Source organism: Actinomadura sp. (assembly GCF_044508335.1).
Classification (GTDB): domain Bacteria; phylum Actinomycetota; class Actinomycetes; order Streptosporangiales; family Streptosporangiaceae; genus Spirillospora.
The window spans coordinates 1-18,565 of sequence record NZ_JBIQHY010000132.1; the positions used below are offsets into that span (position 1 = coordinate 1).

General features: G+C 73.1%; 23 protein-coding genes. 17 read left to right on the forward strand and 6 right to left on the reverse strand.

Annotated features, from left to right (window positions below):
• Positions 1-851, reverse strand: an 851-nt coding sequence (locus ACIWVC_RS29800; RefSeq protein ID WP_396454854.1) for an ATP-binding cassette domain-containing protein, incomplete at its 3' end; no start/stop codon positions are given.
• A gap of 404 nt (positions 852-1,255) precedes the next feature.
• Between ACIWVC_RS29800 and ACIWVC_RS29805 the strand changes: the two genes are divergently transcribed.
• Both ACIWVC_RS29805 and ACIWVC_RS29810 read left to right on the forward strand, forming a co-directional pair.
• A complete protein-coding gene (locus ACIWVC_RS29805) occupies positions 1,256-2,185 on the forward strand; it encodes a tetratricopeptide repeat protein (RefSeq protein WP_396451658.1) in 930 nt (309 codons plus the stop codon).
• Between the two features lie 461 nt (positions 2,186-2,646).
• Positions 2,647-4,050 carry an NAD-dependent malic enzyme gene (locus ACIWVC_RS29810; protein WP_396451660.1) on the forward strand — a complete coding sequence of 468 codons (1,404 nt, stop codon included), beginning with the start codon at positions 2,647-2,649 and terminating at the stop codon, positions 4,048-4,050.
• 28 nt (positions 4,051-4,078) lie between these two features.
• On the opposite strand, the gene ACIWVC_RS29815 is transcribed toward ACIWVC_RS29810, so the two are convergent.
• Positions 4,079-4,696: a hypothetical protein gene (locus ACIWVC_RS29815; RefSeq protein ID WP_396451662.1), complete on the reverse strand. Its 618-nt coding sequence runs from the start codon at positions 4,694-4,696 to the stop codon at positions 4,079-4,081.
• Positions 4,697-4,856: 160 nt separating this feature from the next.
• On the opposite strand from ACIWVC_RS29815, the gene ACIWVC_RS29820 reads away from it, so the two are divergent.
• The 4 genes from ACIWVC_RS29820 (at position 4,857) to ACIWVC_RS29835 (ending at position 8,627) form a co-directional block, all read left to right on the forward strand.
• Positions 4,857-5,432 (forward strand): YqgE/AlgH family protein, encoded by a 576-nt coding sequence (locus ACIWVC_RS29820; RefSeq protein WP_396451663.1) that lies wholly within the window; start codon positions 4,857-4,859, stop codon positions 5,430-5,432.
• 9 nt (positions 5,433-5,441) lie between these two features.
• Complete coding sequence (locus ACIWVC_RS29825; protein ID WP_396451665.1) at positions 5,442-5,711, forward strand: DUF3039 domain-containing protein; 270 nt, start codon at positions 5,442-5,444, stop codon at positions 5,709-5,711.
• A 153-nt stretch (positions 5,712-5,864) separates the two neighbouring features.
• Positions 5,865-6,848, forward strand: a complete 984-nt coding sequence (locus ACIWVC_RS29830; RefSeq protein ID WP_396451666.1) for a zinc metalloprotease — start codon at positions 5,865-5,867, stop codon at positions 6,846-6,848.
• A 36-nt stretch (positions 6,849-6,884) separates the two neighbouring features.
• Positions 6,885-8,627: a DEAD/DEAH box helicase gene (locus ACIWVC_RS29835; protein ID WP_396451694.1), complete on the forward strand. Its 1,743-nt coding sequence runs from the start codon at positions 6,885-6,887 to the stop codon at positions 8,625-8,627.
• Positions 8,628-8,658: 31 nt separating this feature from the next.
• Here ACIWVC_RS29835 and ACIWVC_RS29840 read toward each other — a convergent pair whose 3' ends face one another.
• From ACIWVC_RS29840 to ACIWVC_RS29855, 4 genes are all read right to left on the reverse strand, one after another.
• A complete protein-coding gene (locus tag ACIWVC_RS29840) occupies positions 8,659-8,880 on the reverse strand; it encodes a hypothetical protein (protein WP_396451668.1) in 222 nt (73 codons plus the stop codon).
• Positions 8,881-8,995: 115 nt separating this feature from the next.
• Positions 8,996-9,520 carry a gluconokinase gene (locus ACIWVC_RS29845; RefSeq protein ID WP_396451670.1) on the reverse strand — a complete coding sequence of 175 codons (525 nt, stop codon included), beginning with the start codon at positions 9,518-9,520 and terminating at the stop codon, positions 8,996-8,998.
• Positions 9,521-9,522: 2 nt separating this feature from the next.
• The gene (locus ACIWVC_RS29850) at positions 9,523-10,104 is read right to left on the reverse strand and encodes an isochorismatase family protein (RefSeq protein WP_396451672.1); all 582 of its coding nucleotides are present in this window, start codon (positions 10,102-10,104) and stop codon (positions 9,523-9,525) included.
• Positions 10,105-10,174: 70 nt separating this feature from the next.
• Positions 10,175-11,527: a nicotinate phosphoribosyltransferase gene (locus ACIWVC_RS29855; RefSeq protein ID WP_396451673.1), complete on the reverse strand. Its 1,353-nt coding sequence runs from the start codon at positions 11,525-11,527 to the stop codon at positions 10,175-10,177.
• A 129-nt stretch (positions 11,528-11,656) separates the two neighbouring features.
• Between ACIWVC_RS29855 and clpS the strand changes: the two genes are divergently transcribed.
• From clpS to rdgB, 11 genes are all read left to right on the forward strand, one after another.
• The gene (gene clpS, locus ACIWVC_RS29860) at positions 11,657-11,953 is read left to right on the forward strand and encodes an ATP-dependent Clp protease adapter ClpS (protein ID WP_131875481.1); all 297 of its coding nucleotides are present in this window, start codon (positions 11,657-11,659) and stop codon (positions 11,951-11,953) included.
• A 4-nt stretch (positions 11,954-11,957) separates the two neighbouring features.
• Complete coding sequence (locus ACIWVC_RS29865; RefSeq protein ID WP_396451675.1) at positions 11,958-12,497, forward strand: DUF2017 domain-containing protein; 540 nt, start codon at positions 11,958-11,960, stop codon at positions 12,495-12,497.
• Positions 12,498-12,507: 10 nt separating this feature from the next.
• A complete protein-coding gene (locus tag ACIWVC_RS29870) occupies positions 12,508-12,927 on the forward strand; it encodes a Mov34/MPN/PAD-1 family protein (RefSeq protein WP_396451677.1) in 420 nt (139 codons plus the stop codon).
• A gap of 43 nt (positions 12,928-12,970) precedes the next feature.
• Positions 12,971-13,093 carry a hypothetical protein gene (locus ACIWVC_RS29875; RefSeq protein ID WP_396451678.1) on the forward strand — a complete coding sequence of 41 codons (123 nt, stop codon included), beginning with the start codon at positions 12,971-12,973 and terminating at the stop codon, positions 13,091-13,093.
• 106 nt (positions 13,094-13,199) lie between these two features.
• Positions 13,200-13,472 (forward strand): MoaD/ThiS family protein, encoded by a 273-nt coding sequence (locus ACIWVC_RS29880; protein ID WP_396451680.1) that lies wholly within the window; start codon positions 13,200-13,202, stop codon positions 13,470-13,472.
• 18 nt (positions 13,473-13,490) lie between these two features.
• The gene (locus tag ACIWVC_RS29885; RefSeq protein ID WP_396451681.1) at positions 13,491-14,438 is read left to right on the forward strand and encodes a PLP-dependent cysteine synthase family protein; all 948 of its coding nucleotides are present in this window, start codon (positions 13,491-13,493) and stop codon (positions 14,436-14,438) included.
• Between the two features lie 128 nt (positions 14,439-14,566).
• Complete coding sequence (locus tag ACIWVC_RS29890) at positions 14,567-15,358, forward strand: thioesterase family protein (RefSeq protein WP_396451683.1); 792 nt, start codon at positions 14,567-14,569, stop codon at positions 15,356-15,358.
• Between the two features lie 161 nt (positions 15,359-15,519).
• Complete coding sequence (gene murI / locus ACIWVC_RS29895; protein WP_396451685.1) at positions 15,520-16,374, forward strand: glutamate racemase; 855 nt, start codon at positions 15,520-15,522, stop codon at positions 16,372-16,374.
• A gap of 31 nt (positions 16,375-16,405) precedes the next feature.
• The gene (locus ACIWVC_RS29900) at positions 16,406-17,155 is read left to right on the forward strand and encodes an MBL fold metallo-hydrolase (protein WP_396451687.1); all 750 of its coding nucleotides are present in this window, start codon (positions 16,406-16,408) and stop codon (positions 17,153-17,155) included.
• A 20-nt stretch (positions 17,156-17,175) separates the two neighbouring features.
• Positions 17,176-17,895 (forward strand): ribonuclease PH, encoded by a 720-nt coding sequence (gene rph / locus ACIWVC_RS29905; RefSeq protein WP_396454853.1) that lies wholly within the window; start codon positions 17,176-17,178, stop codon positions 17,893-17,895.
• Positions 17,892-18,512 (forward strand): RdgB/HAM1 family non-canonical purine NTP pyrophosphatase, encoded by a 621-nt coding sequence (gene rdgB / locus ACIWVC_RS29910; protein WP_396451690.1) that lies wholly within the window; start codon positions 17,892-17,894, stop codon positions 18,510-18,512. Before rph ends, rdgB begins: the two co-directional genes overlap by 4 nt.
• Positions 18,513-18,565: the final 53 nt, after the last annotated feature.

The following is an 18,565-nucleotide window of genomic DNA, read 5'->3' on the forward strand; positions in this document are numbered from 1 at the left end:
CGGCCCGCCGCGCCGTCGCCGCGCCGCTCCAGCGCGTCGACGCGCTGCGGGCCGGGGACGCCGGCCCCCTGCGGGGCGGGGGCGGGCGCGCCGTCGTCCGGCCGGTCGAGCGCGTCGATCCCCTGCCGGTCGAGGGCGCCGCCGCGGCGGTCGGCGGCGGAGCGGCCGCGGCGCGCGGCGGACGAGTGCGTGGGCTGCTCGGTCAGCCGGCCGCGGGCCAGCGTGAACAGGCGGTCGCACCAGCCGGTGAGCGTCCCGGTGGCGTCGGCGGTGACGACCACCGCCGGCGCCAGCGCGCGCAGCACCGGGACGAGCTCGGCCATCGCGGAGGTCAGCGCGGACCCGCCCGGACCGGCGGCGCCGGTCGGCCACGGCTCGGCGGCGGCGCACAGCTCGCCGAACGGGTCGTCCAGCAGCACCGCGCGCGGCTCGTGGACGCAGGCGGCGGCGAGGCCCGCGCGCAGCCGCACCTCAGGCGGCAGCAGCGCCAGCTCCGTGCCGGCGGCGTCGGCGAGGTCGAGCCGCTTCAGCATGGCGCGCGCGGCGGACGCGCTCCGCCGCTTGTAGTACGCCGCGTACGCGACGAACTCGCCGGCCGTCATGTTCTCGGCGCGGGAGAACCGGGCCGGCAGGTAGCCGATCCCGGCCCGCGCGGCCCGCAGCCCGGCGGCGCTCGATATGTCGTGTCCGAGAATGCGCAGCAGGCCGGCATTCGGCCTGCGCAAGGTCGCGAACGTGGCCAGCAGAGTGGATTTACCGGCACCAGGTGGACCGGCCAGGCCGACCACGCCTTCGGGCACGCCGAAGGTCACCGGGCGCAGGAGCCACCGCCCCCCGCGGCGGACACCCATTCCTCGGGCCACGATCACGGAATGCTCCGCGATCACAAGTGTTTCCCCCCGTTGCTCGTCATGCGGTCGCGGCGCCGGCCGCGGGCGCTCCGGTGGCCACGGGTCCCCCAACCCGCCACGCGGTGCCCGCTTTTGCCCGGCCGCGATGCATCGACATCGTGACTATAACCGGGCTTGGTGATGGCTGTCAGCAATCTTTTTGCCTTTACGGCAGCCCGCCTGGATTCTTTGCCCGCGGCGCCGGAGCGGAGAATTCGATAATGGTCGACAATTCCCCGTTTGCATACCGAACAGGGATGTGTCGGACGTCCGGCGCCGGCGGCGCGCTCCGCTGGGAGCGGACGGGCGCACGGCCCGGTGCGGTCATGGGGCAGGATGGACCCATGCCTTCTCGGGACTTTTCGTTGCACGGGGCCATCGACCTGGGGGCGCGCCAGGCGGCCACAAGGAAGCAGCAGGAACGCCGCGCCCAGGGCGGCGGCGCGCCGGCGGGCGCGGGGGGCGCCGCCGGCCAGTACGTCGTCGACGTCACCGACCAGACCTTCAACACCGAGGTCGTGGAGCGGTCGCAGTCCGTGCCCGTCCTCGTGGACTTCTGGGCGGAGTGGTGCGGGCCGTGCAAGCAGCTCGGCCCCATCCTGGAGAAGCTCGCCGCCGAGGCGGCCGGCAAGTGGGTGCTCGCGAAGGTCGACATCGACGCGAACCCGCAGCTCGCCGCGTACATGCAGCAGATGGGCGTGCGCGGCATCCCGTTCGTCGCGGCGGTCGTCGCCGGCCAGCTGCTGCCGTTCCTGAACGGCGCCGCGCCCGAGCCGCAGGTCCGGCAGGCCATCGACCAGCTCTTCGAGGCGCTGCGCAAGGAGGGCATCCTGCCGGAGGCGCCCGAGGGCGAGCAGGCCGCCGGCGACGCCGGGCCCGCCGCGAACCCGGCGCACGCCGAGGCGGAGGCCGCGCTGCAGCGCGGCGACCTGCCCGCCGCCAAGGCCGCGTTCGAGCGCCTCCTCGCCGACAACCCGCGGGACGGCCAGGCCAAGCAGGGCCTCGCGCTCGTCGAGCTGAGCATGCGCGTCGGCTCGCTGGACGCCGAGAGCGTCCTCCAGGAGGCCGCCGACAAGCCCGGCGACGTCCAGGCGCAGATCAGCGCGTCCGACGTGGAGATGGTGTCCGGCCGCATCGAGGAGGCGTTCGACCGGCTGCTGGCCGCGGTGCGCGGCAGCGCGGGCGACGACCGCGACGCGGCGCGCAAACACCTGCTGTCGCTGTTCGAGCTGCTGCCGCCGGACGACCCGCGCGTCGGCAAGGCCCGCCGCGGCCTGCAGTCCGCCCTGTTCTGACCCGCCCTGTTCTGACCCGCCCTGTTCCGGCCCGCCCGGCTCGACCGGCGCGGTTCCGCGTCGCGCCCCGGTCGCCCCGGTCGCCCCGACCCTCCGGGCGGCCCCCGGCCTTCCGCCGGCCCCGCGCCGGCGGAAGGCGAACGAGCCGGGGCGATCAGGGCACCCGGCCGCGGTGTTGCGCGTATGCTCGGAGCGATGACCGTGCCCGGACGGTCCGCATGCAGCACTGACGCGATGCAGCACTGACACGCGGCCGCCCCCGCCGATCCGCGGCTCCGCAACCTCGTGACCGACGTCATGAGGCCGCCCGCGCCCGCGGCGGTCGAACGACCGCCGCACAGGCGCGGGCTTTCTGAGTCGCGGGGACCGCACCCGGGCCGCGGCCCCCGGACGCACCGTGCCGGTCCACGGGCGGCGCGCGCGGGACGAGAACAACCCGGAGCAACAAGGGAGCAGTCGTCGTGGCGAGCGTGCCGAGCGTGTCGTACTCCATCACCGTCCGGCTGGAGGTCCCGGCCGGCGGCAAGGCCGTCAGCCAGATCACCCACGTGGTCGAGAACGCCGGCGGCATCGTCACCGCGCTCGACGTCAACACCGCCGGCCACGAGACGCTGCGCATCGACGTGACGATCGCGACCCGCGACACCCAGCACGCCGAGGCGATCGCCGGGGCGCTGGAGGGCATCGAGTCCGTCAAGATCCACAAGGTCAGCGACCGGACCTTCCTGATGCACCTCGGCGGCAAGATCGAGATGCAGTCGAAGGTGCCGCTGCGCAACCGCGACGAGCTGTCGATGGCCTACACGCCGGGCGTCGCCCGCGTCTCCCTCGCCATCGCGCGCAACCCCGAGGACGTCCGCCGGCTGACCATAAAGCGCAACAGCGTCGCCGTCGTCACCGACGGGTCGGCGGTGCTCGGCCTCGGCAACATCGGCCCGGAGGCGGCGCTGCCCGTCATGGAGGGCAAGGCGGCGCTGTTCAAACGGTTCGCCGGGATCGACGCGTGGCCGATCTGCCTCGACACCCAGGACACCGACGAGATCGTCCGGACGGTGCAGATCCTCGCGCCCGCGTTCGGCGGCATCAACCTGGAGGACATCTCCGCGCCGCGCTGCTTCGAGGTCGAGCGGCGGCTGCGCGAACTGCTCGACATCCCGGTCTTCCACGACGACCAGCACGGCACGGCGATCTGCGTGCTGGCCGCGCTGACCAACGCGCTGCGCGTCGTCGGCAAGGACATCGGCTCGGTCCGCATCACGATGGCGGGCGCGGGCGCCGCCGGCAGCGCCATCCTCAAGCTGCTGATCCACGCGGGCGCCCGCGACCTCGTCGTGTGCGACTACCGCGGCGCCGTCCACAAGGGCCGCGACGACCTCGACGACTCGCTGCGCTGGATCGCCGAGCACACCAACGCGTCCGGCTACACGAGCGACCTGCGCGGCGCGGTCAAGGACGCCGACGTGTTCATCGGCGTCTCCGCTCCCGGCATCCTGAACGGCGACGACATCGCGACGATGAACGACGGCGCGATCGTGTTCGCGCTCGCCAACCCCGAGCCCGAGGTCGACCCGGACGAGGCCCGCGAGCACGCCGCCGTCGTCGCGACCGGCCGCAGCGACTACCCCAACCAGATCAACAACGTGCTGGCGTTCCCCGGCGTCTTCCGCGGCCTGCTGGACGCGCAGGCCGACGTCGTCACGCTCGACATGCTGGCGGCCGCGGCCGCGGCGCTGGCCGGGGTCGTCACGCCGGAGGAGATCGGCCCGAACTACATCATCCCGAGCGTCTTCCACCCGGACGTGGCGAGCCGCGTCGCCGGCGCCGTCCGCGAGGCCGCCGGCGGTCGCCCCCGCACGGAGGCGTGACCCCCGGGGGTCGCCCTGCCGGGGGCGCCTAGTCGGATTCCTTGCCCGCGAACATCTTCTCGCGGCGGCGGGGCCAGATGCCGCCGTACCAGAAGATGATCGCGCCGGTGAGCAGGATGGCGGCGCCGGTCGCGGCGCGCGCCCACAGGACGGTGTCGGGGCCGGTGTGCGGCAGGTTGCCGGGCGGCGTCTCCGTCGGCGCCCCGGCGCCCGCCTTCTTGCAGTTCGCCCGCACCGTCTTGGCCACGATCTCCTTGTTCGCCCAGGTGACGGAGAGCTCGGTGCGGCGGTCCTCGCGCAGCTCGACCGGGACCGTCCGGGTGTTGTTCGGGGGGATCTTGCCGGGGATCGCGGAGCCGCCGTCGTCCCGCTCGATGGAGAAGTCCTCGGTCCGGGTCCCGGTGTTGCGGATCCTGACGTGGACGGTGCGGTCGGGGCAGGAGACCGAGCCGATGCTCGCGGTCACCGGCTGCGCGGGCGGCTTCGGCGTCCCGGACCCGGTGGCCGGCGCGGACGGGCTCGCGGACGTGGTCGCCGAGGACGACGCCGGCTCGGCCTTGCCGTCCGACTTGAACAGCGCCGGGATCGCGAGCAGCGCCGCGATCACGACGAACACGGCGGCGATGACGACCCTGGGCAACTGCATCGCTGTCCTCCCGGCGCGCACCAAGCGGATGGCCGATGATCCTAGATCATTCTTAACCCAGGACCTTGTGGTGCCGATATCCCCATCGATAGGAATGCGTAACAGGCTAACGAGCGGGGAGACGTGCCGCCGGAGGTCCGCGCAACGCATGATGGAACCCATGGAAGACGGCATCAGGGTGGGGCTCCTGCTGGTGGCGACCCCTCAACTGGAGGACCCGAACTTCAGGCGGAGCGTCGTCTTGCTGGTCGAGCACGACAGCGCCGGAGGCACGCTGGGCGTCGTCCTGAACCGGCCGACCGAAGTTCCCGTGGACCGTGTGCTCCCGCCGTGGGGCGAGCTCGCCACCGGCCCCGCCGTGGTCTTCCAGGGCGGCCCCGTCGCGCTGGAGCATCCGCTCGCGCTGGCCCGCCTCCCCGGCGAGGAGGAGCCGCTCGGCTGGCGGGCCCTCAACGGCGGCGCCGAGGTCGCGCGGGTCGGGGTCGTCGACCTGGAGGCCCCGCCCGGGCTGCTGGCCGCGGAGCTGCTGCAGCTGCGCGTGTTCGCCGGGTACGCGGGCTGGTCGGCGGGGCAGCTGCGCGGCGAGATCGAGGACGGCTCGTGGTACCTGGTGCCCGCCGAGGCCGGGGACGTCTTCGCCGCCGACCCCGAGCGGCTGTGGCAGGACGTTCTGCGCAGGCAGGGCGGTGATCTGGCGTTCGTCTCCACTTTCCCCGACGACCCCACGCTGAACTAAGGTGAATACGTGAGCACGAAGATCCTTCCTGAGAGCGACACCCAGCAGGACGTCCGGCCGGACCTCTCGCACGGTGACGGCGACCACGAGCGGTTCGCCCACTACGTGAAGAAGGCCAAGATCACCGAGAGCGCGGTGACCGGCACGCCGGTGATCGCGCTGTGCGGCAAGGTCTGGGTGCCCAACCGGGATCCGAAGAAGTACCCCGTCTGCCCGCAGTGCAAGGAGATCTACGAGTCCATGAAGCCGGGCGGCGAGGGCGACAAGGGCGGCGAGTGACCCGCCGCTGACACGCGGCGGACGGCGCGCCGCCATTTCGTGCTGCGCGCTTCCGGGTCCCGCGGCGGGGGGTGCCGCGGGACCTGCGATTACGGACTTCTGACATACGGGGGATGAATGCGGCGGCTGGCCGGGGTTTCACTATGCGCACTGATGGTCACGGTGTGCGCCGTTCCGACTGCGGCGGGTGAGCGGACGCGGGTCCGCGCCGCCCCGTCCGGCGCGGAGGACGACGGGTGCGTCCATCGCTCGAACGCCCGCGCGGCCCGGCCGCGCGACCGCGCCGACCTCGGCCGCGACCAGGTCGTCGGCATGCTCGCCGACCTGCGCCGCACGCTCCTCGACCGGTTCGGGACGTCCGACGAGCGGCGCCTCGACGCCTCCCGCCGGATGGCGCGGAACCTGGTCGTGCCGGTGCGGTTCCACGTCGTCCACAGCGGGCGGAGCGGGCTGCTGCCGAAGCGGGCCGTCCAGTGGCAGATCTCCACGCTGAACGCCGCGTACGGGGGCAAGAAGGGCGGAGTCGACACCCGGGTGCGGTTCCGGCTGGCCGGCTACGACCGCACGGACAACGCGGCGTGGTTCCACGCCCCGGAGCGGTACGAGCGCCCGATGAAGAAGCGGCTGCGCAAGGGCGGCCGCGGCACGCTCAACGTCTACACGGCCGCCGTCGGGTCGGACGTCCTGGGCTTCTCCACGTTCCCGCAGTGGTACAAGCGCGACCCGCGCATGGACGGCGTCGTCATCGACTTCCGCAGCCTGCCGGGCGGCTCGTACGGGCCGTTCAGCCGCGGGTACACGGCCGTCCACGAGATCGGGCACTGGCTGGGCCTGCTGCACACGTTCGAGGGCGGCTGCGTCCCGCCGGGCGACGGGGTGGCCGACACCCCCTACGAGGCGGAGCCGGCGCAGGGCTGCCCGCACTCGCGCGACACCTGCCCGCAGCGCGGCCGGGATCCGGTCCACAACTTCATGGACTACGCCCACGACGCCTGCATGAACGCCTTCACCGCAGGTCAGGGCCGCCGCGTCCGGGCGGCGTGGGCGGCCTACCGGGCCGGGCGGCACGGCCGCCACCGTGTGGATCCGGGCACAGCCGGGGCCGCCGGGGCACGAAGTGTCGGTGCGGCTCGGTAGCCTTCGATGACCGTGAGCACCTTCGCCGCATCGAGCATGCCCCCCGCGTTCCCCGAAAGGGCCGCCTGGGGGACGGCGTCGTCCCTGCGCGCATGGCAGCAGCAGGCGCTGGAGGCTTACTTCGGGGCGGACGGCTCCCGGCCGGGCCCGCGCGACTTCCTCGCCGTCGCGACGCCCGGCGCCGGCAAGACGACGTTCGCGCTGCGCCTCGCCCGAGAGCTGATGGAGCGGCGCATCGTGCAGGCGATCACGATCGTGTGCCCGACCGAGCACCTCAAGCGGCAGTGGGCCGAGTCCGCCGCCCGCGTCGGCATCAGGATCGATCCGGAGTGGCAGAACAGCGACGGCCCCATCGGCAAGGACTTCCACGGCGTCGCCGTCACCTACGCCACGGTCGCGGCGCGGCCCGCCCTGCACCGCAACCGCACCGAGTCGCGCAAGCACCTCGTCGTCTTCGACGAGGTGCACCACGCGGGCGACGGGCTGTCGTGGGGCGACGCGGTCCGCGAGGCGTTCGAGCCGGCGACCCGCCGCCTGGCGCTGTCGGGCACCCCGTTCCGCACCGACATCAACCCGATCCCGTTCGTCCAGTACGAGGAGGGCCCGGACGGCGTCCGCCGCAGCCGGGCCGACTACACCTACGGCTACGGCCCGGCCCTCGCCGACGGCGTCGTCCGCCCGGTGATCTTCCTGGCCTACGCGGGCGAGATGCGCTGGCGCACCCGCGCGGGCGACGAGATCACCGCGACCCTCGGCGAGCCGCTCACCCAGGACCAGACCGCCCAGGCGTGGCGCGCCGCGCTCGACCCGAAGGGCGACTGGATCAGGCAGGTCCTGGCCGCCGCCGACCGCCGCCTCAGCGAGCTGCGCCGCGCGATCCCGGACGCGGGCGGCCTGGTCATCGCGACCGACCACGAGACCGCCCGCGCCTACGCCGGGATGCTGAAGGCGGTCACCGGGCAGAGCGCCACGGTCGTCCTGTCGGACGACCCGACCGCGTCCAAGAAGATCAAGGCGTTCGCCGACACCGACGACCGCTGGATGGTGGCGGTCCGGATGGTCTCCGAGGGCGTCGACATCCCGCGCCTCTGCGTGGGCGTGTACGCCACCTCGACCAGCACGCCGCTGTTCTTCGCCCAGGCCATCGGCCGCTTCGTCCGCGCCCGCAAGCGGGGCGAGACGGCGTCGGTCTTCCTGCCGTCCGTGCCCGCCCTGATGAGCCACGCCTCAGAGATGGAGGAGGAGCGCGACCACGTCCTCGACCGCCCCGTCCGCGAGGACGGCCTCGACGACGAGCTCCTCGCCGAGGCCAACCGCAAGCAGGACACCCCGGACGTGGGCGAGGAGCTTCCCTTCGAGACGGTCGAAGCCTCCGCGACGTTCGACCGCGTGCTCTACGACGGCGGCGAGTTCGGCACGCACGCCCAGCCGGGCTCCGCCGAAGAGGAGGAGTACCTGGGCATCCCCGGCCTCCTGGAGCCCGAGCAGGTCTCGGCCCTGCTCCGCAAGCGGCAGGCCGCCCAGCTGGCCAGCGCGCGGAAGCGCAAGACGGGCGACCCCCGCGCCGACCGCACCGCCGCCGAGGACCTGGCCGCCCTCCGCCGCGAGCTGAACGGCCTGGTCAACGCCTGGAACCACCGCACGGGCCAGCCCCAGGGCGTCATCCACAACGAGCTGCGCCGCTCCTGCGGCGGCCCGCCCGTCCCCCAGGCGAGCGCCGAGGAGATCCGGCAGCGCATCGCCAAGATCCGCGAATGGGCCGCCAAGCGCCGCCACTGACCCCCGCCACTGACCCCCGGCACCCGGCTCCTCAGCCGCTCCCGGGCCGGCGCGGCCGCTGGAAGATCACCCTGAACACGCCCTGCCGGTCGGGCCCGATGACGCCGGCGCACTGCCAGCCCGCCCGTCCGGCCTTGTCGAGCTTCTCCTGCAAAGCGGTCGCGTGCACGCCCCCCACCGGGTTCAGCTTCACGACGCTGACGCGGTACTCCCATTGGGTCGCCGCGGCCGGCGGCTCGTCCTGACCGTCCATTCCAGCATTCTCCAGGCCCGGCCGGACCGGGGAGCCGGCGGGTCACCCGGCGGACCGGTGCCCGGGCCGATGCGCCGGTCGGCGTGGTGCCCGCCGGTCGCGGGGGTCTTTCGGGTCAGTGAGCGACCGGGGTCGGGTTCAGGGCCTTGATGATGTAGGTGACCGTTTCCTCGGGGGTGCCGGTGATGGGGGCGAGAAGGACGTCCTCGTCGGGGGCCGGGGGCTCCAGGTCGGCGAACTGGGTGTCGAGGAGCGTCGCCTTGAAGAAGTGGCCCTTGCGCGCCTTCATGCGGGCGGCGATGAGGTCGCGGTCGCCGTCCAGGAGGACCATGGCCACCTCGGGTTTGCCGCCGGCCAGCAGGTCGCGGTACTTGCGCTTCAGCGCCGAGCAGGTGACGACGCCGGGACGGCCGGTGGTGAGGCGCTCGGTGATCCATGCGGAGATGGAGCGGAGCCACGGCAGGCGGTCGGCGTCGGTGAGGGGGTGTCCGGAGCGCATCTTCGCGATGTTGGCCTCGGAGTGGAAGGAGTCGGCCTCGGCGTAGTCCCAGCCGAGGCGCTCGGCGAGGAGGGTGCCGATGGTGGTCTTGCCGCTGCCGGACACGCCGGCGACCAGGATGACCGTGGGGGGATTCGGCATGGTCAGGCGTTCACCACCGGCGCGCCGGACAGCGTGACGCCCTCGGCGCGCAGCTCGTCGAGCGCGCGGTCGACGGTCGCCTTGCTGACGCCCGCGGTGAGGTCGAGCAGGACGTTCGTGCGCAGGCCCGCGCGGGCGGCGTCGACGGCGGTGGCGCGGACGCAGTGGTCGGTGGCGATGCCGACGATGTCGACGGCGTCGACGCCGCGGGCGGCCAGCCAGTCGGCGAGCGGCGTCCCGTCGTCGGAGACCCCCTCGAAGCCGCTGTAGGCGGCCTCCTCGCGGCCCTTGCTGAAGACCGCCTCGATGGGGGCGAGGGCCAGGTTGGGATGGAAGTCGGCGCCCGGCGTGCCGATCACGCAGTGCGGCGGCCACGAGTCGACGAAGTCGGGTTCGTCGGAGAAATGGTCGCCCGGGTCGAGATGGAAGTCGCGGGTCGCGACGATGTGCGCGTAGTCGGACCGGTGCCCGGCCACGTAGTCGGAGATGGCGGCCGCCACGTCGGCGCCGCCGCCGACCGCCAGCGAGCCGCCCTCGCAGAAGTCGTTCTGCACGTCCACGATGATCAGAGCCTTCTTGCCCATGACCGCTCCCTGTACCGGTTGCCCCGCCGGATCACCATCGACCGTACCCCAGGCCCGCGCGGATACCGCGTCACGGGCGGGGGCCGCCGGTGACGAATTCGGTGGGGACGGCCGGCTCGCCCTTGGACAGCTGGATCGCGGTGGGCGGCAGCTCCGAGATCGAGCGGGCGTGGCGCTCCCTGGCCTTCTCGAGCGGCTCGCGTCCGACGATCTCGCCGTCCCGCACGAGGGGGACGTGCAGGGGGCGGTCGCGGGGGCCGGGCGCCGGCGCCCCGGTGAAGACCGTCTCGGCGTAGGCGACGCCGTGCCCGTCGACGCGGCGGACGGCCGTCTTGCGCCCGCCCCGGCTCGGCTTGCCCGCCGAGCGTTTCGCGACCGGCCGCATGGGCGCGTCGTCCTCGGGGCCGTCCGAGCGGGCGACCAGCTTGTAGACGAGGGACGCGGTGGGCGCGCCCGAGCCCGTGACGAGGGACGTTCCCACCCCGTAGCCGTCCACGGGGGCGGCGGCCAGGGCGGCGATGCCGAACTCGTCCAGGTCGCCGGTCACCACGATGCGCGTGTCGCGCGCGCCGAGGGAGTCGAGCTGGTCGCGGACCCGGCGCGCCATCACGCCGAGGTCGCCGCTGTCGATGCGGACGGCGCCGAGGGACGGCCCGGCGAGCTCGACCGCCGTGCGGACGGCCCGTTCCACGTCGTAGGTGTCGATCAGGAGGGTCGTGCCGTCCCCGAGCGAGGCGAGCTGCGCCTCGAACGCGTGCCGCTCGCCGTCGTGCAGCAGGGTGAAGGAGTGCGCGCTCGTCCCGGCCGTCGGCACGCCGTACAGCCGGCCCGCCTCCAGGTTGGACGTGGTGGTGAACCCGGCGATGTAGGCGGCGCGGGCGGCGGCGACGGCGGCGCGCTCGTGGGTGCGCCGCGACCCCATCTCGATGATCGGGCGGCCCTGCGCGGCCTGCACCATCCGGGACGCGGCCGACGCGATCGCGCAGTCGTGGTTGAGGATCGACAGCACGAGCGTCTCGAGCAGGACCGCTTCCCCGAACGTCCCCTCGACGGCCAGGATCGGCGACTCGGGGAAGTAGCACTCGCCTTCGGCGTAGCCCCAGACGTTCCCCGTGAAGCGGTACTTCTCCAGCCACTGCGCCGTGGGCTCGTCCACGATGCCGTTGGAGGTGAGGAAGTCCAGCTCGGCGGCCTCGAACCGGAACGCCTCGATGGCGTCCAGGAGCCGCCCGACGCCCGCGACGACCCCGTAGCGGCGCCCGGGCGGCAGGCTCCGCGCGAAGACCTCGAACACCGCGCGGCGGCCGGCGGTGCCGCTGCGCAGCGCGGCCTGCAGCATGGTCAGCTCGTACTGGTCGGTCAGCAGTGCGGTGCCGTCACCAAGGTCCACAAGTGGCACCTTAAGCCCGACTGCGGGCACCATGAATGTGCGGGCCCGCCCACCCGGCGGGGGAGTGGCGCATAGCATCGGGTTGGGGGGCGAACGACAGCGCGAGCATTCGCGGACGAAGGAGAGTGCGCGAAGAGAGGGGGCTACCCGGTCATGAGCGCCATGAGCACGGCGCCCGCACCGGTCGAGCTGGAACGGCCGGATGCCGAGGAGGACGTGAGCGCCGACCGGCCCTGGCTGGCGATCGTCTGGAACGACCCGATCAACCTGATGTCGTACGTCACGTACGTGTTCCAGGCCGTGTTCGGGTACCCGAAGACCAAGGCCGAGAAGCTGATGCTCGACGTCCACCACAAGGGCCGCGCAGTCGTGGCGAACGGCACCCGCGAGGAGATGGAACGGGACGTGGAGATCCTGCACTCGTACGGGCTGTGGGCGACCGTGAAACGGGACGACTGAGCCGATGACCGACGTGCGGAGGACCCGGCATGGCGTCCGGGTCCGGCTGGCGGCCGACGAGGCGGCGCTGCTGCGCGCGCTCATGGAGCAGCTGCTCGCGCTGATCGGCGGGGCGCCCGGCGGGGACGACGAGCTCGCCGCGCTGGGCATCGCCGAGAACGCCGAGAAGCCGGACGACCCCGTCCTGGCGCGGCTGTTCCCGGACGCCTACCGCGACGACGGCGAGGCGGCGGAGGAGTTCCGCCGCTACACCGAGATGGGGCTGCGGGACGGCAAGCGCGAGGCGGCGGGGCTGGTGCTCGGCGCGCTGACCGGCGACGGCGCCGACGTCGTGCTGGACGAGGAGCAGGCGCAGGGGTGGCTGCGCGCGCTGAACGACGTCCGGCTCGCGCTCGGCACCCGCCTCGACGTCACCGAGGAGTGGTACGAGGAGGCGAGCGCCATGGACCCGCGCGACCCGCGCGCCTCCCTGTTCGCCGTCTACGACTGGCTGACGATGCTCCAGGAGAGCCTCGTCCAGGTGCTCTGGGAGCCGTTGCCATAAGCTCGGGGCCATGCTGACGATCGAGCGCGCCCTCGTGGACAAGATCATCGCGCACGCGCGCGCCGACCACCCGGACGAGGCGTGCGGGATCATCGCCGGTCCGGTCGGTTCGGACCGTCCCGTCCGGTACGTCGCCATGGAGAACGCCGAGCGGTCCCCGACCTTCTACCGGTTCGACTCCCAGGAGCAGCTGAAGGTGTGGCGGGAGATGGACGACCGGGACGAGGAGCCGGTGGTGATCTACCACTCGCACACCGCCACGGAGGCGTACCCGTCCCGCACGGACATCTCCTACGCGTCCGAGCCGAACGCCCACTACGTGCTCGTGTCGACCCGCGCGGAGGACGAGACCGAGTTCCGGTCGTTCCGGATCGTGGACGGTGAGGTGACCGAGGAAGAGGTCACCGTCGTGGACGCCTACGGCGACTGAACGGGAACGGATCGGGATGGTCGCGGCCGGTAAACTGGTCGACATGTGGACGAGCGGGCATGAGACGGGCGCCGCACGGCGCCGTGCCGGGTCCGCCGCCGTGCCGCCCGTGCAGAGCTTCCTGTTCGGGCACTCGCGCGCCGAGGTCGTCTACGACTGTCGCTGACGCGCTGATCACACCCTGGAATCTTCCCGCCGCCCGCCCGGTTGCAACGCGAGAGGGCGGGGGAGCCCCGAACGACGTTAGAAGACGTTAGAAGGAGATCACCGCGATGGCGATCGAGGTCCGGATCCCGACGATCCTGCGCAACCTCACCGACGGCGCGAAGGCCGTCGAGGGCAAGGGCGGCACGCTGGACGAGCTGTTCACCGACCTGGACTCCCGGCACGCCGGCCTGCGCGACCGGCTGGTGGACGACAAGGGCCTGCGGAAGTTCGTCAACGTGTACCTCAACGACGAGGACGTGCGCTTCCTCGGCGGGCTGGAGACGCAGGTCGCCGACGGCGACAACGTCACCATCCTGCCCGCCGTGGCCGGCGGCTGAGCCGGGCACGGACGAGCAATGCGCTTCGACTCGCTACTGGACTCGCTCGGCCGCACGCCGCTGGTCGGCCTCCCGCGGCTGTCGCCGGGCGAGGACGTCCGCATCTGGGCCAAGCTGGAGGACCGCAACCCCACCGGCTCGGTGAAGGACCGCCCCGCCTTCTACATGATCCAGAAGGCGGAGAAGGAGGGGCTGCTGACGCCCGGCTGCACGATCCTGGAGCCGACGTCCGGCAACACCGGCATCTCCCTCGCCATGGTCGCCAAGCTGCGCGGCTACCGGATGGTGTGCGTGATGCCGGAGAACACCTCCGCCGAGCGCCGCCAGCTGCTGGAGATGTGGGGCGCGGAGATCATCTCGTCCCCGGCGGCGGGCGGCTCGAACGAGGCCGTGCGGGTGGCGAAGGGGCTGGCCGCGGAGCACCCCGACTGGGTGATGCTCTACCAGTACGGCAACGAGGCCAACGCGCTCGCGCACTACGAGACGACCGGGCCGGAGATCCTCGAGGACCTCCCGACGGTGACGCACTTCGTGGCCGGGCTCGGCACCACCGGCACGCTGATGGGCGTCGGCCGGTTCCTGCGCGAGCGGGTGCCGGACGTGAAGATCGTCGCGGCGGAGCCCCGGTACGGCGACCTCGTCTACGGGCTGCGCAACATCGACGAGGGCTTCATCCCCGAGCTGTACGACGACACCGTGCTGACGACCCGCTTCTCCGTCACCTCCGGGGACGCGCTGCGCCGCACCCGCGAGCTGCTGGAGCAGGAGGGCATCTTCGCCGGCATCTCGACCGGCGGCGCGCTGCACGCGGCGATCGGCATGGCGAAGAAGGCGGTGAAGGCCGGCGAGCGCGCTGACATCGTGTTCGTCGTCGCGGACGGCGGCTGGAAGTACCTGTCCACCGGCGCCTACGGCGGCACGCTGGAGGAGGCCGAGGCCCGCCTCGAAGGCCAGCTCTGGGCGTGACGCGGTCCCGCTTCCGGGGCTGACCTGCCCTTTGTGGCATCCGCACGGCACGGTAGAGTCTTTTCGAACGTGATTCTAGAATCGGGCCGGCGGGATGTTCGCGGCCCGGTCGACGTGGGAGTGTGCGGATGAGCGGGTTCGGCGAGGCGACCGCCGTGCGGCGGGTCGGCGACGGCCGGTACGAGGCCGACCTGGACGGCGCCTACGGGTTCGCCGAGGCCCTCAACGGCGGCTACCTGATGGCCGTCCTCGGCCGCGCCGCCGTCGACGCGTCCCCGCACGCGCACCCGATCTCGACCGCGGCCGGCTTCCACCGCGTCGCCAAGCCGGGCCCCGCCCTGCTGGTCGTCGAGCCGCGCAAGGAGGGCCGCACGACCGCGTCGGCGCTCGTCTCCCTCGTCCAGCACGACCGGACCGTCGTGGACGCGCTGATCATCACCGGCACCCTCGACGCCGCCGCCGAACCCGCCTACGCCGGCGCCGCGCCCGCGCCCGTCCCGCCGATCGAGGAGTGCACGGAGTTCCGGCCGCCCACCGGCGCCGGCTTCGCCGACCAGGTCGACATGCGCTTCGACCGGACGACGATGGGCTGGCTCGACGGGCAGCCGAGCGGCAGCCCGGAGATCCGCGCCTGGTTCCGGCTCCGGGACGGCTACGCGCCCGACGGGCACTCCCTCGCCCTCGCCGTGGACGCGCTGCCGCCCGTCGCGCTGAACCTCGGCGCGCAGGGCTGGGCGCCGACCGTCGAGCTGACCTGGCACATGCGGGCCGTCCCGGCGCCCGGCTGGCTCGCCGTCCACGGCACCGGGCGGCTGCTCTCGGACGGCTGGTTCGACGAGGAGGTCGAGGTGTGGGACACCGCCGGCCGGCTCGTCGCGCAGAGCCGCCAGATCGCCCGCGTCCCCCGCGCCCGCTCCTGAACCCGCGCCCCCGAAACCTCGGCGTGTCATCACCGGACGCCCCTCCGGACCACCGGATCGCTTGCGCATCCGTTGACCAGGACGGTTTTCCGTGGCGTTACGGTGTGATGTCCGACGCATGACGCACCCGCACGGGGCCGTGTCGCTTAGCCTTGTGCACCATGTCAGATCCATCCCGGGGGGACGGCCTCCCAGACGCTCCCATCGGGATCTTCGACAGCGGTTTCGGTGGGCTCACGGTGGCCCGCGCCATCCTCGACCAGCTCCCCAACGAGCCGGTCATCTACCTGGGCGACTCCGCCCGGCAGCCGTACGGCCCGCGCCCCATCGCCGAGGTCCGCGCGTTCGCCCTCGAAATGCTCGACCAGCTCGTGGACGAGGGCGTGAAGATGCTGGTGATCGCCTGCAACAGCGCCAGCTCGGCGATGCTGCGCGACGCCCGGGAACGCTACGACGTCCCCGTCGTCGAGGTCATCAACCCGGCGACCCGCCGCGCGGCCCGCGCCACGTCCAACGGCCGGGTGGGGCTGATCGCGACGCAGGCCACGGTGACCAGCCGCGCCTACGACGACGCGTTCGCCGCCGCCCCGCACATCGAGCTGATCAGCGCCGCCTGCCCGCGCTTCGTCGAGTTCGTCGAGGCGGGCGTGACGATGGGCGAGGAGCTGCTGGAGGCGGCCCGCGGCTACCTGCGGCCGATCGTGGAGGCGGGCTGCGACACGCTCATCCTCGGCTGCACCCACTACCCACTTTTGACGGGCGTCATCTCGTATGTCGTCGGAGACGGGGTCACACTGGTCTCAAGCGCCGACGAGACCGCCAAGGACGTGTACCGAGTGCTGCACGATCGGGGGCTGGCCCGCGCCGAGGCGACGCCCCGGCCGCGGCACCGGTTCCGCGCCACCGGAGACCCCGCCGTGTTCGCCGAGCTCGGCCGGCGCTTCCTCGGGCCGGAGATCGGCTCGGTGGAGCCCGCGTCGGCCGGGGCCGCGTCGGACAAGGCACTGACCACCTGATTCCTCGGGGACTCTAAGAGGAGGAGCGAGCGTGCGGGTCACTGTGATCGGCTGCTCCGGCAGTTTCCCTGGGCCGGACAGTCCGGCGTCCAGCTACCTGATCGAGGCCGACGGCTTCGCGCTGGTGCTCGATCTCGGCAACGGGGCGCTCGGGTCGCTGCAGCGGTTCCGCTCGCTGTACGAGATCGACGCCGTCTGCATCTCCCACCTGCACGCCGACCACTGCCTGGACCTGTGCGGGTACTGGGTCGCGCGCACCTACCGGCCGGGCGGACCGGCGCCGAAGATCCCGGTGCACGGCCCCGCCGACACCGCCGACCGCATGGCCCGCGCCTACGACCTGGACCCCGACCCCGGAATGACGGAGACGTTCGACTTCCACACCCTCCGCCGCGGCCCCTACGACATCGGCCCTTTCCGCGTCACGACCGCGCTGATGCCTCACCCGGTCGAGGCGTTCGCGTTCCGCATCGAGTACGGCGGCAGGGCCGTCGCCTACTCCGGCGACACCGGCCCGTCCGGCGACCTGGTCGAGCTGGCGCGCGGCGCCGACCTGTTCCTCTGCGAGGCGTCCTTCCTGGACGGCCCGGAGCACCCGCCCGAGCTGCACCTGACCGCGCGGGAGGCCGCCGAGCACGCGGCCCGCGCGGAGGTCGGGCGGCTCGTCCTCACCCACCTCGTCCCGTGGAACGACCGGGAGCTGTCGCTGAACGAGGCGAAGGCGGCCGGCTACGACGGGGACATCGAGCTGGCCCGCGTGGGCGCCCGGTACACCCTCTGAGTCCCGCTAGGGTTGACCGCATGGCCCGCCCCGATGACCGCGCTCCAGACCAGCTCCGTCCCGTCACGATCCAGCGCGGCTGGCTCGACCACGCGGAAGGGTCGGTGCTCATCGAGTTCGGCCGCACCCGCGTGCTGTGCGCCGCCTCCGTGCAGGACTCGGTGCCCCGCTGGCGGCGCGACAGCGGCCTCGGCTGGGTGACCGCCGAGTACGCGATGCTGCCCCGCGCCACCAACACGCGCAACGACCGCGAGTCCGTCAAGGGCCGGATCGGCGGGCGCACCCACGAGATCTCCCGGCTGATCGGCCGCTCGATCCGCGCGTGCCTGGACCTCAAGGCGCTCGGCGAGAACACCGTCCAGCTCGACTGCGACGTCCTGCAGGCCGACGGCGGCACCCGCACCGCCGCGATCACCGGCGCGTACGTCGCGCTCGCGGACGCGGTGGGCTGGATGCGGGACCGCGGGCTGCTCAAGGGCGACCCGCTGACCACCTCCGTGTCTGCGGTCAGCGTCGGCGTCGTAAACGGCGAGGCCCGCCTCGACCTCTGCTACGAGGAGGACTCCGCCGCCGGCACCGACATGAACGTCGTCTGCACCGGCGACGGCCGGTTCGTCGAAGTGCAGGGCACCGCCGAGGGCGCCCCGTTCGACCGCGCCGAGCTGGACGCGCTGCTCGACCTCGGCGCCGCCGGCTGCGCCGAGCTGACCCTCCTGCAGAAGAAGGCGCTCGGCGAATGACCCGGATCGTCCTCGCCACCCACAACCAGGGCAAGGTCGCCGAGCTGCGCCGCATCCTCGGCGACCTCGACGTCGTGGGGCTGGACGAGTTCCCGGGCGCCCCCGACGTCGCCGAGACCGAGCCGACCTTCGCGGGCAACGCGCTGCTGAAGGCCCGCGCGATCGCCGCCTTCACCGGCCTGCCCGCCGTCGCCGACGACTCCGGCCTGTGCGTGGACGCGCTGAACGGCATGCCGGGCGTGCTGTCGGCGCGCTGGTCGGGCCGCTTCGGCGCCGCCGCCGGCGACCGCGACGCCGCCAACCTGCAGCTCCTGCTCGACCAGCTCGCCGATGTCCCCGACGAGCGGCGCGGCGCCCACTTCCTGTGCGCCGCCGTCCTCGTCACCCCGGACGGCGCCGAGCGCACCGTCGAGGGCCGCATGCGCGGCACCGTGATCCGCGAGCCGCGCGGCACCGGCGGCTTCGGGTACGACCCGATCTTCGTCCCGGACGGCGAGACCCGCACGACGGCCGAGATGTCCGCGGCCGAGAAGGACGCCATCAGCCACCGCGGCAAGGCGTTCCGCGAGCTCGCCGCCGTCCTCCCGGAGGCGCTCGCAGCGGCCGGGCGCTCCTGACCCGAGAAATCCCGGGCGCGTGACAACCTCCCGGCGCCCGGCGGGGGTTATCG

What these genes read in the sequence shown, in the direction of transcription:
- ACIWVC_RS29880 (WP_396451680.1), top strand. Translation starts at nt 13,200, where the DNA reads ATGGCGATCGAGGTCCGGATCCCGACGATCCTGCGCAACCTCACCGAC.
- rdgB (WP_396451690.1), top strand. Translation starts at nt 17,892, where the DNA reads ATGACCCGGATCGTCCTCGCCACCCACAACCAGGGCAAGGTCGCCGAG.
- ACIWVC_RS29820 (WP_396451663.1), top strand. Translation starts at nt 4,857, where the DNA reads ATGGAAGACGGCATCAGGGTGGGGCTCCTGCTGGTGGCGACCCCTCAA.
- rph (WP_396454853.1), top strand. Translation starts at nt 17,176, where the DNA reads ATGGCCCGCCCCGATGACCGCGCTCCAGACCAGCTCCGTCCCGTCACG.
- murI (WP_396451685.1), top strand. Translation starts at nt 15,520, where the DNA reads ATGTCAGATCCATCCCGGGGGGACGGCCTCCCAGACGCTCCCATCGGG.
- ACIWVC_RS29870 (WP_396451677.1), top strand. Translation starts at nt 12,508, where the DNA reads ATGCTGACGATCGAGCGCGCCCTCGTGGACAAGATCATCGCGCACGCG.
- ACIWVC_RS29875 (WP_396451678.1), top strand. Translation starts at nt 12,971, where the DNA reads ATGTGGACGAGCGGGCATGAGACGGGCGCCGCACGGCGCCGTGCCGGG.
- clpS (WP_131875481.1), top strand. Translation starts at nt 11,657, where the DNA reads ATGAGCACGGCGCCCGCACCGGTCGAGCTGGAACGGCCGGATGCCGAG.
- ACIWVC_RS29850 (WP_396451672.1), bottom strand. Translation starts at nt 10,104, where the DNA reads ATGGGCAAGAAGGCTCTGATCATCGTGGACGTGCAGAACGACTTCTGC.
- ACIWVC_RS29840 (WP_396451668.1), bottom strand. Translation starts at nt 8,880, where the DNA reads ATGGACGGTCAGGACGAGCCGCCGGCCGCGGCGACCCAATGGGAGTAC.
- ACIWVC_RS29885 (WP_396451681.1), top strand. Translation starts at nt 13,491, where the DNA reads ATGCGCTTCGACTCGCTACTGGACTCGCTCGGCCGCACGCCGCTGGTC.
- ACIWVC_RS29845 (WP_396451670.1), bottom strand. Translation starts at nt 9,520, where the DNA reads ATGCCGAATCCCCCCACGGTCATCCTGGTCGCCGGCGTGTCCGGCAGC.
- ACIWVC_RS29855 (WP_396451673.1), bottom strand. Translation starts at nt 11,527, where the DNA reads ATGGTGCCCGCAGTCGGGCTTAAGGTGCCACTTGTGGACCTTGGTGAC.
- ACIWVC_RS29815 (WP_396451662.1), bottom strand. Translation starts at nt 4,696, where the DNA reads ATGCAGTTGCCCAGGGTCGTCATCGCCGCCGTGTTCGTCGTGATCGCG.
- ACIWVC_RS29890 (WP_396451683.1), top strand. Translation starts at nt 14,567, where the DNA reads ATGAGCGGGTTCGGCGAGGCGACCGCCGTGCGGCGGGTCGGCGACGGC.
- ACIWVC_RS29830 (WP_396451666.1), top strand. Translation starts at nt 5,865, where the DNA reads ATGGTCACGGTGTGCGCCGTTCCGACTGCGGCGGGTGAGCGGACGCGG.
- ACIWVC_RS29835 (WP_396451694.1), top strand. Translation starts at nt 6,885, where the DNA reads ATGCCCCCCGCGTTCCCCGAAAGGGCCGCCTGGGGGACGGCGTCGTCC.
- ACIWVC_RS29865 (WP_396451675.1), top strand. Translation starts at nt 11,958, where the DNA reads ATGACCGACGTGCGGAGGACCCGGCATGGCGTCCGGGTCCGGCTGGCG.